Annotated in this window: 13 protein-coding genes; 6 read left to right on the top strand and 7 right to left on the bottom strand. The window is 56.2% G+C overall.

Going from position 1 to position 12,814, the window contains the following annotated elements; all coding sequences use genetic code 11:
• Positions 1-6 precede the first annotated feature (6 nt).
• From ACO6TI_RS30125 to ACO6TI_RS30095, 7 genes are all read right to left on the bottom strand, one after another.
• Positions 7-405: a rhodanese-like domain-containing protein gene (locus ACO6TI_RS30125; RefSeq protein WP_422385348.1), complete on the bottom strand. Its 399-nt coding sequence runs from the start codon at positions 403-405 to the stop codon at positions 7-9.
• A 172-nt stretch (positions 406-577) separates the two neighbouring features.
• The gene (locus ACO6TI_RS30120) at positions 578-1,027 is read right to left on the bottom strand and encodes a CoA-binding protein (protein WP_422383969.1); all 450 of its coding nucleotides are present in this window, start codon (positions 1,025-1,027) and stop codon (positions 578-580) included.
• Entirely contained in the window at positions 1,024-1,395 is a 372-nt protein-coding gene (locus tag ACO6TI_RS30115) for a 2Fe-2S iron-sulfur cluster-binding protein (protein ID WP_055112913.1), read from the bottom strand. Before ACO6TI_RS30115 ends, ACO6TI_RS30120 begins: the two co-directional genes overlap by 4 nt.
• Positions 1,392-2,747 carry a selenium-binding family protein gene (locus tag ACO6TI_RS30110; protein ID WP_422383968.1) on the bottom strand — a complete coding sequence of 452 codons (1,356 nt, stop codon included), beginning with the start codon at positions 2,745-2,747 and terminating at the stop codon, positions 1,392-1,394. The genes ACO6TI_RS30115 and ACO6TI_RS30110 overlap by 4 nt, the downstream gene beginning before the upstream one ends.
• Before the next feature lie 45 nt (positions 2,748-2,792).
• Positions 2,793-3,587 carry an enoyl-CoA hydratase gene (locus ACO6TI_RS30105; RefSeq protein WP_422383967.1) on the bottom strand — a complete coding sequence of 265 codons (795 nt, stop codon included), beginning with the start codon at positions 3,585-3,587 and terminating at the stop codon, positions 2,793-2,795.
• Between the two features lie 3 nt (positions 3,588-3,590).
• Positions 3,591-4,754, bottom strand: coding sequence for an acyl-CoA dehydrogenase family protein (locus ACO6TI_RS30100; RefSeq protein WP_422383966.1), 1,164 nt, complete (start codon positions 4,752-4,754; stop codon positions 3,591-3,593).
• 223 nt (positions 4,755-4,977) lie between these two features.
• Entirely contained in the window at positions 4,978-5,934 is a 957-nt protein-coding gene (locus tag ACO6TI_RS30095) for a LysR family transcriptional regulator (RefSeq protein ID WP_104701142.1), read from the bottom strand.
• Between the two features lie 244 nt (positions 5,935-6,178).
• Between ACO6TI_RS30095 and ACO6TI_RS30090 the strand changes: the two genes are divergently transcribed.
• Genes ACO6TI_RS30090 through ACO6TI_RS30065 form a run of 6 tightly spaced genes read left to right on the top strand, consistent with a single transcriptional unit; the run spans position 6,179 to position 12,761 of the window.
• A complete protein-coding gene (locus tag ACO6TI_RS30090) occupies positions 6,179-7,132 on the top strand; it encodes a tripartite tricarboxylate transporter substrate binding protein (protein ID WP_422383965.1) in 954 nt (317 codons plus the stop codon).
• Between the two features lie 38 nt (positions 7,133-7,170).
• Positions 7,171-7,671, top strand: coding sequence for a tripartite tricarboxylate transporter TctB family protein (locus ACO6TI_RS30085; protein ID WP_422383964.1), 501 nt, complete (start codon positions 7,171-7,173; stop codon positions 7,669-7,671).
• A 2-nt stretch (positions 7,672-7,673) separates the two neighbouring features.
• Entirely contained in the window at positions 7,674-9,212 is a 1,539-nt protein-coding gene (locus ACO6TI_RS30080; RefSeq protein ID WP_104701145.1) for a tripartite tricarboxylate transporter permease, read from the top strand.
• A 15-nt stretch (positions 9,213-9,227) separates the two neighbouring features.
• Complete coding sequence (locus ACO6TI_RS30075) at positions 9,228-10,958, top strand: thiamine pyrophosphate-binding protein (protein WP_422383963.1); 1,731 nt, start codon at positions 9,228-9,230, stop codon at positions 10,956-10,958.
• Positions 10,958-11,308, top strand: coding sequence for a 5-hydroxyisourate hydrolase (locus tag ACO6TI_RS30070; protein WP_055112896.1), 351 nt, complete (start codon positions 10,958-10,960; stop codon positions 11,306-11,308). The genes ACO6TI_RS30075 and ACO6TI_RS30070 overlap by 1 nt, the downstream gene beginning before the upstream one ends.
• 22 nt (positions 11,309-11,330) lie before the next feature.
• A complete protein-coding gene (locus ACO6TI_RS30065; RefSeq protein ID WP_350185798.1) occupies positions 11,331-12,761 on the top strand; it encodes an FAD-binding oxidoreductase in 1,431 nt (476 codons plus the stop codon).
• Positions 12,762-12,814 lie beyond the last annotated feature (53 nt).

The raw sequence follows: 12,814 nt of genomic DNA, 5'->3' as shown, positions 1-12,814 counted from the left end.
GCGATGTCAGTCTATGGTTTCAATCGGCCCATTCGCGGCTATCCAGGCAGTGAACCCGCCGTCAACATGTGCAACCGGGGACAGGCCCATCGTCATTGCTGTTTTTGCGCTCAGTGCCGATCGCCAGCCGCTTGCGCAGTAGAAGACGTATGTTTTGTCCTGATTGAATATCTCCTTGTGATACGGGCTTTCAGGATCGATCCAGAATTCCAGCATGCCGCGCGGACAGGAAAATGCGCCCGGCACCTTGCCGTTCCGATTGATCTCGCGAATATCCCGCAAATCGACGAAGACGTGATCATCCCTATCTGAAAGCCGGACAGCTTCATCGAGTGGCAGGGTCGTAACTTCTTTCCGGGCCTCTTCGAGCAGGTGCTTGATCCCGACGGTAATCGACTGGGCCATCGCGCTGGTCTCCTTCGTGCAGACATGCAGTGTTCGAAATTTTTTTGACAGCGGCTGAAAGAGCGTCTCCAACCAGGTGGACGGGGCAGCCGGGTCGGTGCAGCACCGGGACAGCAGCAGGTGTGCCCACGCTGGTGCTGCCATGAAGTTCAACCGTCTTCGTTCTCATTGTTCAAATCGAAAGGTGGAGTTTCGGCTTCCAGAACGGGCGGAACAGTTCGATCTTGGGGCAGCGGTTCATCACCACCTTCATTCCGGCTTCTTCCGCCAGCCTGGCGGCTTCGTCGTCGCGGACACCAATCTGGCCCCAGAGGACTTTCGCACCAATGGCGACGGCATCACGTGCAATTCCCAAAAGGTCTTCCGAACGCCGGAACACTTCGACCATATCCACAGGACGGTCAATCGACTGGAGTGTCGGGTAGACACGGATGCCCCGGATTTCCGTGAGGCCTGTACGCGGGTTCACCGGGATCATGTCATATCCGGTTTCGTGCAAAACCCTCAAAACGCCATAGCTGAACTTGGTCTTGTCCGGACTCGCGCCGACCATGGCGATCGTCTTGACGGATTTCAGAATCCCCTGAAGGTAGGCTTCTGTGTAGGGTTCGTCGTGGTTCATGTGTTTTCCTTCATGGGCGCCGCAATGTCTGCCTTCAATTCATGATCAGCCAACGGGTCGAGGAAGGGATTGCGATAAAGTTTGCCATGACTGTCGACGCCTATCTCGAGGCAACAGTCGCTCAGCGGTCGTGCGACACACAAGATGATGTAGCCGTCATTTATCTGGCGGTTGTTCAATGCAACCTGCGCCGATTGATTGACCGAGCCGCTCATCAGTCTGGCGGCGCAGGTGATGCATCCGCCATACTTGCAGCCATATGGCAGGTCGACGCCTTGCTCGCTCAAGGATGCCAGCAGGGTTTTGCGAGGATCGACCTCAAATGTCTGACCTTGCCGGTTGGCCAGCGTGACGGTGACCTTGGTCATATCCAGATATCACTTGTACAGTCGCCGCCCGGGTAGCGCGTTTCATGACACCGGCTCGGGCCATTCGGTTCCTTGCCGAAGTCGACCACAAAGTCCGGATCGATTTCCATCCCTCCGTTTTCCGTGTCGCAATTGACCATCAGCATGCAACCGCCATTGGTGCGGATCTCCGGGTAGAACTGGTTGTCCCAGGTCGAAAAGAGGGACGTGGTCACAAATAGCCGTTTCCCGTCCAGACTGAGTTGGATCATCTGCGGACCACCGGTTACCTTGACGCCGTTGACTTCCGGAGCTTTTCCAAGCAATCCGCCCATCCAGACCTGTCCCGTCAAAACCGGCTTGTGCGGATCGGAAATGTCATATTGCCTTATGTCTCCATGGAGCCAGTTGCACAGGTAGAGAAACCGGTCGTCCATGGATAGAAGAATGACCGAGATTACGCCCGGGATCGGGATCGGCCAGTCCGGATGCGGCTCGTTGTCAACGTCGACGATTTTTTCCCACTGCCATTCTCCGGCCGTGTCTTTCCACCAGTGGATGATATTGGCGGACAGGGCGGCGCCAACGAAACCATGGCTGCTGTCGGGATTGTGGTGAAAGCGAACTTCAAGAGGAATGAGACCGTCTTCCCCGAGATACATGGTTTGCCTTGGTTCCTTCTTCTCGAAGTCCCAGAAATGCAATTCGCGGCCATACTTGAGATGTCCGACCTCCTCCAGGTCAAATCCCGGCATGAAGGTGTTTGGGGCGGCCCATTCGGATGAAACCATCACATTGTGTCGAGGCTGGTACCAGAAATCGTAACCGAACTTGATCTCGCCCATGGAGTTTTCCCACCGGCCGATGATGTTGAATTCCTTGTCCAGATGAAGATATCCACCAGGTGCATTGCCCTGGGCATCTCCAAGCATGGAGATAATGATTTCAGACCCGAGGCAGTGCACGGTGTGAGGCGCTGACAGATTGGTCCTGGCTTTGATCTCGGACCCTTCGATAACCTTGAAGAGGGTCGGATTGCTCGGATCCGTGCCGCAGTCGACGATGTGCAGATTTGTTGACCGGACACCGGGCACGATCAGATACTTGCGTTCCATGTTTTCATCGTCATGGCAAGAAGAGCAGGCGTTCCAGCCCATGTGGTGCAACTCATCGCCAATGCCGGGCATCTCCAGCCGGCTGATCACCTGCGAATAGGTCGGACTCTCGGGGTCGGCGTCGATCGTACACAGATAGTCCGGTTTCTGGATGCCGGTGCCCGTGTAAATCGCGATCGTATAGAGAAGTTTTTCACGTGGGGCCTGCATCGCTTCAGCGGGACTCGCATAGCCTGGTCCGCAACATGCTTTCGCCATTCGTCAATTACTCCCGCCATTTGTTATGATGGTCCGCGTCATTCACTAACGCTGCCAGTTCGCTTCGCGTTTTTCCAGAAAAGCCGAAATCCCTTCCTCGGCATCCGGTAGCATCATGTTGGCCGTCATCACTTGCGAAGCAAAACTGTAGGCCTCGGTGAGCGGCATTTCAATTTGGCGATAAAACGCCTCCTTGCCTATCCTGAGCGTGGCAGGTGCCTTCGAGGCGATCTGGGCAGCCAGGTCTTCCGTTACCTCCTCAAGCGATCCGGTTTCGGCAATCCGGTTTATCAGGCCGATGCGTCTTGCCTCGTCCGCCTCGATCATTTCACCAGTCAACAGAAGCTCCATTGCTGCCTTGCGCGAGACATTGCGAGACAGCGCCACCATGGGTGTCGAGCAGAACAACCCGATATTGACGCCAGGGGTCGCAAATCGGGCTCCCCGTTCCGCGACCGCGAGATCGCAACTGGCCACCAGTTGTGCTCCGGCGGCAGTCGCGATGCCGTGTACCTGTGCAATCACGGGTTTGGGACAATGGACAATTGCCGTCATCAACTGCGAACACTTGCTCATCGTTTCCTGAAAAAAGGGCTGCCCCTTGTCCGGCTGCAGACGCGCGGCAGTAAGTTCCCTGAGATCATGGCCGGCACAAAATGCAGGCCCGGTACCGGACAGGATGATGACGTGAACATCCGGAGTTTCTCCGAGACGCAATATCCCATCATGCAATTGTTCGAGCATCGCGACCGACAGGCTGTTTCGCGCGGCCGGCCGGTTGAGCGTCAGGCGGGCAAGGCTGCCGACCCGCGTTTCGAACAGAATGTGTTCTCCTGACATCTCTCAGTCCCTGAAAAGTCCACGGGCGATCACGACTTTCATGATTTCGTTGGTGCCGGCGTAGATGCGTTCAATCCTGTTGTCGCGATACATGCGTTCGATCGGATATTCGCTCATCACACCGTAACCACCGAAAAGCTGGAGACATCTGTCGATGATCCTGGCCTGGAGATCGGTCAGCCAGTATTTGGCCATCGATGCCTTTTCCGTCGACAACCGGCCTTCCAGGTGTTCCGAAATGCAATGATCCAGAAAGACCTTGGCAACCGTCGCCTCGGACGCACATTCCGCAAGAACGAATTCGGTGTTCTGAAATTCAGAAATCTTTCTGCCGAAAGCAGACCTTTCCGACACGTAATCCAGTGTCAAACGGAGCGCGCGCTCCATTCGAGCCACCGCATAAACGCCGATAAGAAGACGCTCCTGGGGAAGTTGCTGCATCATCTGCACGAACCCCTGGCCCTCTTCGCTGCCCAAGAGTGCGGATGCAGGAACCCGCATGTCGTCGAAAAACATTTCGGATGTGTCGTTGGACTTCATTCCGAGCTTGTCCAGGTTGCGGCCGCGCCTGAAACCTTCAACAGTGTCAGTCTCCACCAGGAACAGCGATATTCCCCTGCCGCCCGTTTTTGGGTCGGTTTTCGCGACGACAATGACAAGATTTGCAAGAGCCCCGTTGGTAATGAAGGTCTTGGATCCTGAAATCCTGTAGTGGTTGCCGTCCTTGATGGCGCTGGTCTTGATCGCCTGCAGATCCGATCCAGCTCCGGGCTCGGTCATCGCAATTGCGCCAATCAGCTCTCCGCTGACCAGTCTCGGTAACAGATTTTGCTTCTGTTCTTCGGAGCCGTAGTCGATGATGTACGGAATGACGATGGAGTTGTGCAGGCCACCGCCCCACCCGTCGATGCCCGCAAGATTGCCCTGGTAGGCAATGACGGCGTCGTGGGCGAAACTTCCGCCCGGTCCGCCATAAGCTTCCGGAACCTCAGCGCCGAGCAGACCCATCTGGCCTGCCTTTTCCCAAATTTCCCGGCCGACATCTCCGCGCGCTTCCCATTCCTCATAATGCGGGACGCATTCGCGTTCGTAGAACTGCCGGCACGCATCCTCAAGAAGAAGCAGTTCCTCGTTCATCCATGGAGATTTGGGGAATTCCAATGCCATGCGGCGATGTCCTGTATTCGACAAATTTGGCGCAAATCTAGGGTGGAATTTTGCAGCGCACTAATCCAATTTGATTTACAATTCATTCGGATCTTGAATACATTCACGCGACGTTCCGAGAAGATCCGGAGATGAATTGGCATTTCGTCTGATGAACTAACCAAATACTGACGACTGCGCCAATTCCAATTGGTGATCCACCCGATCTAAACTTGCTATTACGCTAGAAGCCGGCGGCGTTCATCGTGCGATTTTCAAGAATCTTGCCGCTTTTCCAATTCCCGTTCGCAACTTCGCTTGCCAGTATCTTGCGGACGATCTCGTAGGTCACTTGCGCCGAATTCGACAGCTGACGAAAATTGGGAACAGCAAGGCACACCGTTCTGGAAAGGCTGGGTTTGCAGATCCTGCGGGCATCGACGTCGCCTGAAAACCAGAGATCCGACATCGACGGCCAATTCATGACGGTGGCTCCGATCCCGGCTTTCACCATGCTTCTTATCGTCAGCAGCGACTGCTGCTCGTAACAGATGTTGAGCCGTCCACCGATCTTGATCATCATGTTTTCAAGATTGCGCCGGACGTGGACCTTGCGGTTCGGCATGACCAACGGGACCGCCTGCAGGTCTATGAGGTCGATGTCGGTTGTGACGGGCTCGTGTTCTTCGCGTTTTTTGAAGAAGAACAAATTCTCTTCAAGGACCGGGTCAAATGTGACGTTCTGAAGATTTCCCACGTTTGCAAGAATACCGAAGTCTGCCTTGCCCGCTTCAAGAGACTGGCCTGCCTGATAGCCAAGACCGTCTTCGAGCTTCACCGATATCCCGGGATACTGCCGGGCGACCTGCTGGACGATGAGAGCTGCAAGTTGTGCGGCAAGACCAACCGGCAGGGCTATGATGACATCTCCGGTAAGCAATTCGGACTTCAGTTGCATGTCCGATCTGGCGGTGTCGATCTTTTCCAGAATTTCCCGCGCGTGATTGTAGAACTTCTGTCCAGCGTCGGTCACCGAGGTTCCGCTCGGCCCTCGAACTAGCAGCTGGCAACAAAGTTCGTTTTCAAGGTCGGAAACCTGTCTGCTCAGGGCTGGCTGGGCGACATTCAGGTCTCGCGACGCGGCAATGAAGCCGCCTTGGTCGACGATGCTGCAAAAGTATTGCAACTGAATGAGTTTCATATTCAACCCGCTCTTCGGTGATGCTGTATTGCTATCAAGTGCGAGAGGATAGGATCAAATATCATCGCATGTCGAGCTTAGTTCTCCGGTCGCTTTCCGAATGATTGATCCGGCTATGCTCAATACCTGATACCGATTTGGCATGAGATGTATATCGGAAAACAATTAGAAAAAATGATGCCAATGTATAGTTTTCGCTTGCATGAGACTATCGGGATCGCCGCTATTTGCCTGGGAGGAGCAAATGAAAATGTTCGACAAGTTGTGCCGTGCTTCAATTATCTCTGCAATCGTACTGAGCCTTGGAGGCCAGACCGTTTTCGCAGAGGATTATCCGAACAAACCGATTGAAATGATAATCGGATTCAAACCGGGAGGCTTTTCCGATGCCATGGCGCGGAAACTTTCCGAACCCCTGGCGGAGGCTCTCGGGCAGCCCATCGTCCATAGTTACATGGGAGGTGCCGGTGGCAGTATTGCCGCGACTGCGGTCAAGGAAAGAGATCCGGACGGTTACTCGGTCGTGGTCGCCACAAGCCTGACATTTGCTTTCAATCCTCACCAGGGCGAAGTCACCTATTCCAAGGACGACTACGATTATCTGCTCACGATGGCTCGCTTCGAAACTTCGTTCGTGTCTCTGGCTGACAAACCATGGACCGATCTGCCATCCATGCTCGAACATGCGAAATCCACCGGCATGCCATTGAAATTCGGGTCTCTCGGTCCCGCAGACCGCTTGCAGGCCAAGGCGATTTCGGAGGCGACGGGCGTCACGATCATACCGCTTCCGATCAAGGGCGGCGCGAACATGATGCAGTCCATCCTTGGCGGTCATGTCGACTTCGGCCTCAGCGGCGGACCGCATATCAAATATGTGCAGTCAGGAGAAATGATCGTGCTGGCGGCTTCCGGTTCTGAGCCTCTCAATGCGACGCCGGACGCAGCGACCATGGAAAGTCTCGGTTATCCGGCAGTGAGCTACAACTCCGTGATCGCTGCACCGAAGGGACTGCCCGAAGACGTGAAGGCCAAGCTCGAATCCGCATTGCTTGAAGCGGCGAACAGCCCGGAATTCCAGGAACTGGTCCAGGGACGGCATGTCGGCATTCCTCCAATGGGTGCAGATCAGACAGCTTCCTCGATCGACACGATTTCAGCGACGATGGAAAACGTCATCAAGGGTTCCGGTAGCTAACAGCCTGACCTTGAACGGACCGAGCCGGGAGCAAAGACGTGTCGCTGACAAACCGAAACAAGGCAGCCCTGGTTTTCGTCTTGTTGTCTGGCATCGCCCTTTGGGGCCTGCCAGGCCAGGTTCGCGGGCAAAACGAGCTGTTCGGAATGAACGGCACTTTGCTCCCGGCCCTGGCACTCGCCCTGATCTGCGGTTTTTCATTGCTGGACCTGGCGCTGAGCCTGTTGGTTTCACGTCGTTCAGACACCAACCGGGAGACGCTCAGGGCAAATGACATTCTTCTGTCCGCAGGCTTCGTCTACGGTCTTCTGCTGGTTGCCCTGAGTGCTGCCCTGTTCACGCTGCTCTTGCCCTGGATCGGCTACCTGCCCGCCTCATGTGCACTGGTTCTGACCTTGATGTTCGGGTTGGGCGGGCGCAAGCCGGTAGCAATACTTGCCATTTCTTTCGTTGCCGTTGCGGTTTTGTATCTCGGCATGCGTTTTGGCCTTGGCATTCATATGCAAGCCTGGCCAATCAACATCTTCCGGGCGAACTGACAATGGAAGCACTGATCGCCGGAATTCAAAACGCCACCGCCGCCGGGCCGTTACTGGCAATCGCCGCCGGTGTGTTCGTCGGCATTTTCATGGGCGCCGTACCCGGCTTGACTGCCGCTATGGCCATCGCTCTTCTAGCGCCGCTGACCTTTGGTCTGGACCCATTGACCGCCGTTGCCTTTCTCATCGGTATCTACAAGGGCGGTACCTTCGGGGGATCGATATCGGCGATATTGCTCAATGTGCCGGGTTCTCCCGAGGCTGCGGCGACAGCTTTCGATGGTTATCCGCTTTCGCGATCCGGCAAGGCCAGGCAGGCATTGCAGATGGCGCTTTTCGCATCGGTCGCGGGAGCCATTTTGGCAGATCTCCTGCTTTATCTGGTGGCGTTGCCTTTTTCGAAAATTGCGCTGAAATTTGGCCCGGCAGAACTAACGTTTGTCGTTCTCTTTGCCTTTACCTTCGTTGCCGGACTGACGGGCAGGTCGATGTTGCGTGGCATGACCGCCTGTGCCTTCGGGGTCTTGTGTGCAATGGTCGGCCTTGATCCGATGTCCGCTTCGCCGCGCATGACTTTCGGCCATGTCGAATTGCTTGACGGGCTGCCTCTGCTGCCGATCGCCATCGGTATGCTGGGGCTGGCGGAAGTCATGGCTGCCGCGGAGCGAGCCTTTGATCGCAGGCGCGCTTCCCCCGACACCAAAAGCGCACCCATCAGTTCAAGCAGCGGGCCCGGACTGTCACTGCCGGTGTTCCTGTCGCACTGGAAAACGGTATTGCGGTCAAGCCTGATCGGTACAGCGATCGGCGCATTGCCCGGCATCGGAGCCTCTCTGGCGGCTTTCGTCGGATACGGGTCAGCGCAGCGATATTCAAAGACACCGGAAAAGTTCGGACAAGGTGTCCTCGACGGTGTTGCCGGACCGGAAGCGGCCAACAGTGCGGTTGTCGGCGGAAGTTTCGTGCCGCTGTTGACACTGGGTATCCCGGGAAATGTCACGACAGCTCTGTTGATAGGGACGTTCCTTGTTCACGGAATCGAACCCGGCCCGCATGTCTTCAAGACCGAACCGGACCTGATCTACGGAATTTTCACGGTTCTCTTCATAGCGAACTTTGCGAACCTGGCGATTGGCCTGATGGGGAGTGGCCTTTACAGCCACATCGTGAAAGCCCCGGAATATGTCAGCTACTCGATTATCGGACTGACCTGCCTGACTGGTGTGTTCGCCTCGACCAACAGCCTGTTCAACCTCTACATCATGATCATCTTCGCGCTGATCGGCTTCTTCATGAAGAAATTCGACTATTCCTTCGTTGCATTCCTGATCGGGTTTGTCCTGGCGCCAGAGTTTGAAGTGTCGTTCCGATCCTTCCTGCTGGTTGCCCAGGGGGACCCGGTCGGGTTCCTGATGCAACGCCCCATCGCACTTTTGTTCTGCATGATGACGGTATTTGCGGTCGTCCGCATCGCATGGTCGGAGCACCAGAAGCGAGCCGTGTCGTCAACCACGACGCCGTCCCAATCCGAACAGAAATAGACACTGGAGACGAACATGAACGTTCAAACCAAAATTCGTGGCGGTGCTCTTCTGGCCCGGGCGTTGAAGGAAAAGGGTGTTGATCATGCTTTCACGCTGGCGGGAGGATTTTGCAACCCGGCGCTGGAAGGCTTCATGGAATGTCAGATGCCGATCGTGAATTGCCCGCACGAACAAGTTGCCGGTCATCTCGCCGACGGTCATACGCGGATCACCCGCAAACCAGCGGTCTGCCTCGTCGGTCCCGAAGGATTTGCTAACGCGGTTCCGGCGATGCTGGAAGCGTGGGGCGAACGCTCGCCCGTGATCTTCATTACGGGGTCTTCGACCCTGAAGCGTCAGGGAGCTGGAGGGTTCAAGGAAATCGACGATGTCGCGATTGCCGCACCCCTGACCAAATATTCGGTGCAAATCACGGACGGCGAGCGCATCAGTGAATTTGTTGATCGCGCCTGGCGTGCTGCGACCACCGGTTATCCGGGTCCGGTTCACCTGGCGTTGCCGGTCGACATCATGTTCTCGTCATTCAACGAAGATGCCGGCCGCAATGAGCGTCCGTTCGACCGATCTGACCGGCCTGTGCCACGCGCCTGGCCGGATCCGGAAAGACTTGAGCAGATCCTGGCAATTGTTCGTGCCGCCGATCGTCCCGTTCTGATCGGCGGGCACGGTGTCTGGTGGTCAAGAGGGGAAAGCGCACTGGCCGATGCCGGTACCAAGCTGCGTATACCAATCTTCAATGTGCCTTATCACAGCAAGATGCTGGGCGAGGAATGCGATGCCTACATGGGTCTTGCCGACTTCCACCAGTATCACCCCTCGAAAGCCGCGATCCAGGAAGCCGACCTGGTGCTGATGGTAGGTTGCCGATTGGACAACCAGATGAATTTTGGCAATCCGCCGTTCATTCCACCTGAAACCAAGCTGGTATGTGTCAACGGAAGTCATGAGGAACTGGACTACAACATTGGTGCGGATGTGCAGCTCCTGTCCGACCCGGCAGCATTTCTCAATTCCCTGTCCGATGTCAGCCAGACATGGGATGGGTGGCTTGAACTGCAAAGCGCTCGCCGCGCCGAATGGGTTGGGGAATGGTCACGCCACATTGCAGCCGAGACAGCCAAGGACGAGCTGGACGGTGGCAAATTGCATCCGTTGCAGCTGGCTCTGGACGTTCAGGCGGGCATGCAAGATGGCGATTGGCTGGTTTTTGACGGCGGCAACACACATTTCTGGAATGAGATCGCCACAAATATCGCAGCTTCCCGTGGGCGCAGACTGGGCGGGATCCTTCATCCGGGAAACTACAGCCTGCTGGGTGTCGGGGTTTCCTTCGCGCTGTCCGCGAAGAACGTCCACCGCGACAAGACGGTCGTGCTGGTGACAGGAGACGGCGCGTTTCTTTCAGGCGGACTATCAATCGAAACCTGTTTTCAGGAAAATATTCCGATCATTGTCGTCGTCGACAACAATGCCGGGCTTGATTGCATCAGCCAGCAACAGGAACGCCTGTTCAAGAACCGGCAGCACTACGCCACGGATTTTCGCGACATTCCGTTTCACACCATGTTCGAAGGTCTCGGCGGACATGGTGAGTTGGTCACCAGGCGCGAAGAATTTCCGGCTGCGATGCAACGGGCAATTGCCAGCGGCAAGACCGCCTGCATCAACGTGAAATGCCGCGGAGTGATATCGCCCATTGTTGCGGCGACCTCCGACAAGCGCGAAAAGGCGTCAATCGAGTAATGGCTGTCGTCACGTCGCATGCCCTGAACAGCGTGGACGGAAGTCATGCAGACGGCATCGCCGTGCGGCTGACCCGCCTGGGATCTGAGAGATTGCCTCTCTTTGCCACTCGCACGGATGCCTCGGGCCGGGTGTCGGAAGGTGTCGACATTCGGGAAGCAGACGCAGCTTCAGTTTATCAGCTGGTTTTCGATACGGCGCCCTATTGGGCGGACCGTATCGGTTCCAGACCCGACATCGGTTTTATCGAACAGATTGTTCTGCGCTTTCAGATGCCTGACCCGGCAGGGACCTATCACATGCCCGTCATTCTGTCTCCAAACGGGTATTCTGTCTGGTTGTCCGGCTAACGATGGAGAGGAAGGACAAGTGATGGCTGACGCCTTGCCGGACACACCGTTTTTGGAGCGGATAAATTCCATCGTCGGCTCGGCCGGCTGGATCGATCCGACGCGAGCTGACGGTTATTTTGTCGATGCGCGGAACAGGTTTCGCGGCGATGCGCAATTGGTCGTGCGTCCATCATCGACCAACCAGGTCTCCCAAGTCGTCGCACTTTGCAATCAGTGCGGCGTTGGTCTGGTCCCTTACGGTGGCGGCACGGGCGGGTCGGCTGGCCATATCGATTTCGAACGACGGAAAATCATCGTGTTGTCGCTCGAGCGAATGAATGCGATCCGGTCGGTCAGTCAGGACAATGACACGATAGACGTGGAGGCCGGATGCGTTCTGGTGAATGTCAAGGAAGCGGCCCGTCAGCACAATCGCTGCTTCGGTCTGTCGCTGGCTTCGGAGGGCAGTTGCACGATCGGTGGCAACCTGAGCAGCAACGCCGGTGGTATCCAGGTCCTTCGTTACGGCAACGCTCGCGACATGTGCCTTGGAGTCGAGGTTGTTCTGCCTGACGGGGCGATCCTGAAGAACACCGGGGCGTTGCGAAAAGACAATACGGGATACGATCTCCGTCACCTGATGATCGGGTCTGAAGGGACGCTGGGGATCATTACCGCGGCAACGCTGAAGCTCTTTCCCGTGCCGAAAGAGATTGCAACAGTCATGTGTGCGTTTCCGTCCCCAGGTGCCGCGCTGGCCTTGCTTGGCGACCTGCGAAACGAGGTTGGCGAAGCGGTTACGGCTTTTGAGCTGATGTCGAGATTCGGGATGGACCTGGCCACACGCCATTTTCCGGAACTGGGCGATCCGTTCGAGCAATCCCATTCCTGGTTCGGCCTGGTCGACGTTGAGGGACATATCGGCATCGGAGCGCAGCTGGAAGGGGTGCTTGAGCGCATGTTTTCGTCCGGCATCGTCACGGACGCTGTTCTTGCGCAGTCGGGAAAGCAACGTCAATCACTGTGGAACCTCCGGGAACTTGCCTATGAATACAACAGGCAGGAAGGCGTGATTTTCAGCTCGGACACCTCGGTGCCGATTGCGGAAGTGGAAAACTTCATCGCAGCGGTGGAGTGCGCACTTGCCGGGATCAATCCCTCGCTTCGCGTCAACTGCTACGGTCATGTCGGTGACGGCAACATCCACGTGAACGTATTTCCACCGGAAGGAGTTGCCAGGTCGCGATTCCTGCTCGTGAACCCGACCATCCAGAATGAGCTGGATATTGCAATCAACGAGACGACTGCTTCCTGCGGCGGATCAATCAGTGCCGAACATGGAATTGGCAGGGTCAAACGGGACGCGCTGCTGAAATTCGGCGATCCCGTCAAGCAGGCGACCATGCGCGCTATCAAGGCAGCGATTGATCCCAACAACATCATGAATCCCGGCGCCGTGTTCGCGAATTAGCCATGTTCGCAAACTGCAGTTGGTTTTGCCGGTCGAGGACAGGGGACGTTCAA

Origin of the sequence: Roseibium album (assembly GCF_965233825.1) — a bacterium.
Classification (GTDB): Bacteria; Pseudomonadota; Alphaproteobacteria; order Rhizobiales; family Stappiaceae; genus Roseibium; species Roseibium album.
The sequence above is the reverse complement of the archived record's forward strand: the minus strand, read 5'-3'. Positions and strand labels throughout refer to the sequence as shown.

What these genes read in the sequence shown, in the direction of transcription:
- ACO6TI_RS30125 (WP_422385348.1), bottom strand. Translation starts at nt 405, where the DNA reads ATGGCCCAGTCGATTACCGTCGGGATCAAGCACCTGCTCGAAGAGGCC.
- ACO6TI_RS30120 (WP_422383969.1), bottom strand. Translation starts at nt 1,027, where the DNA reads ATGAACCACGACGAACCCTACACAGAAGCCTACCTTCAGGGGATTCTG.
- ACO6TI_RS30115 (WP_055112913.1), bottom strand. Translation starts at nt 1,395, where the DNA reads ATGACCAAGGTCACCGTCACGCTGGCCAACCGGCAAGGTCAGACATTT.
- ACO6TI_RS30110 (WP_422383968.1), bottom strand. Translation starts at nt 2,747, where the DNA reads ATGGCGAAAGCATGTTGCGGACCAGGCTATGCGAGTCCCGCTGAAGCG.
- ACO6TI_RS30105 (WP_422383967.1), bottom strand. Translation starts at nt 3,587, where the DNA reads ATGTCAGGAGAACACATTCTGTTCGAAACGCGGGTCGGCAGCCTTGCC.
- ACO6TI_RS30100 (WP_422383966.1), bottom strand. Translation starts at nt 4,754, where the DNA reads ATGGCATTGGAATTCCCCAAATCTCCATGGATGAACGAGGAACTGCTT.
- ACO6TI_RS30095 (WP_104701142.1), bottom strand. Translation starts at nt 5,934, where the DNA reads ATGAAACTCATTCAGTTGCAATACTTTTGCAGCATCGTCGACCAAGGC.
- ACO6TI_RS30090 (WP_422383965.1), top strand. Translation starts at nt 6,179, where the DNA reads ATGAAAATGTTCGACAAGTTGTGCCGTGCTTCAATTATCTCTGCAATC.
- ACO6TI_RS30080 (WP_104701145.1), top strand. Translation starts at nt 7,674, where the DNA reads ATGGAAGCACTGATCGCCGGAATTCAAAACGCCACCGCCGCCGGGCCG.
- ACO6TI_RS30075 (WP_422383963.1), top strand. Translation starts at nt 9,228, where the DNA reads ATGAACGTTCAAACCAAAATTCGTGGCGGTGCTCTTCTGGCCCGGGCG.
- ACO6TI_RS30070 (WP_055112896.1), top strand. Translation starts at nt 10,958, where the DNA reads ATGGCTGTCGTCACGTCGCATGCCCTGAACAGCGTGGACGGAAGTCAT.
- ACO6TI_RS30065 (WP_350185798.1), top strand. Translation starts at nt 11,331, where the DNA reads ATGGCTGACGCCTTGCCGGACACACCGTTTTTGGAGCGGATAAATTCC.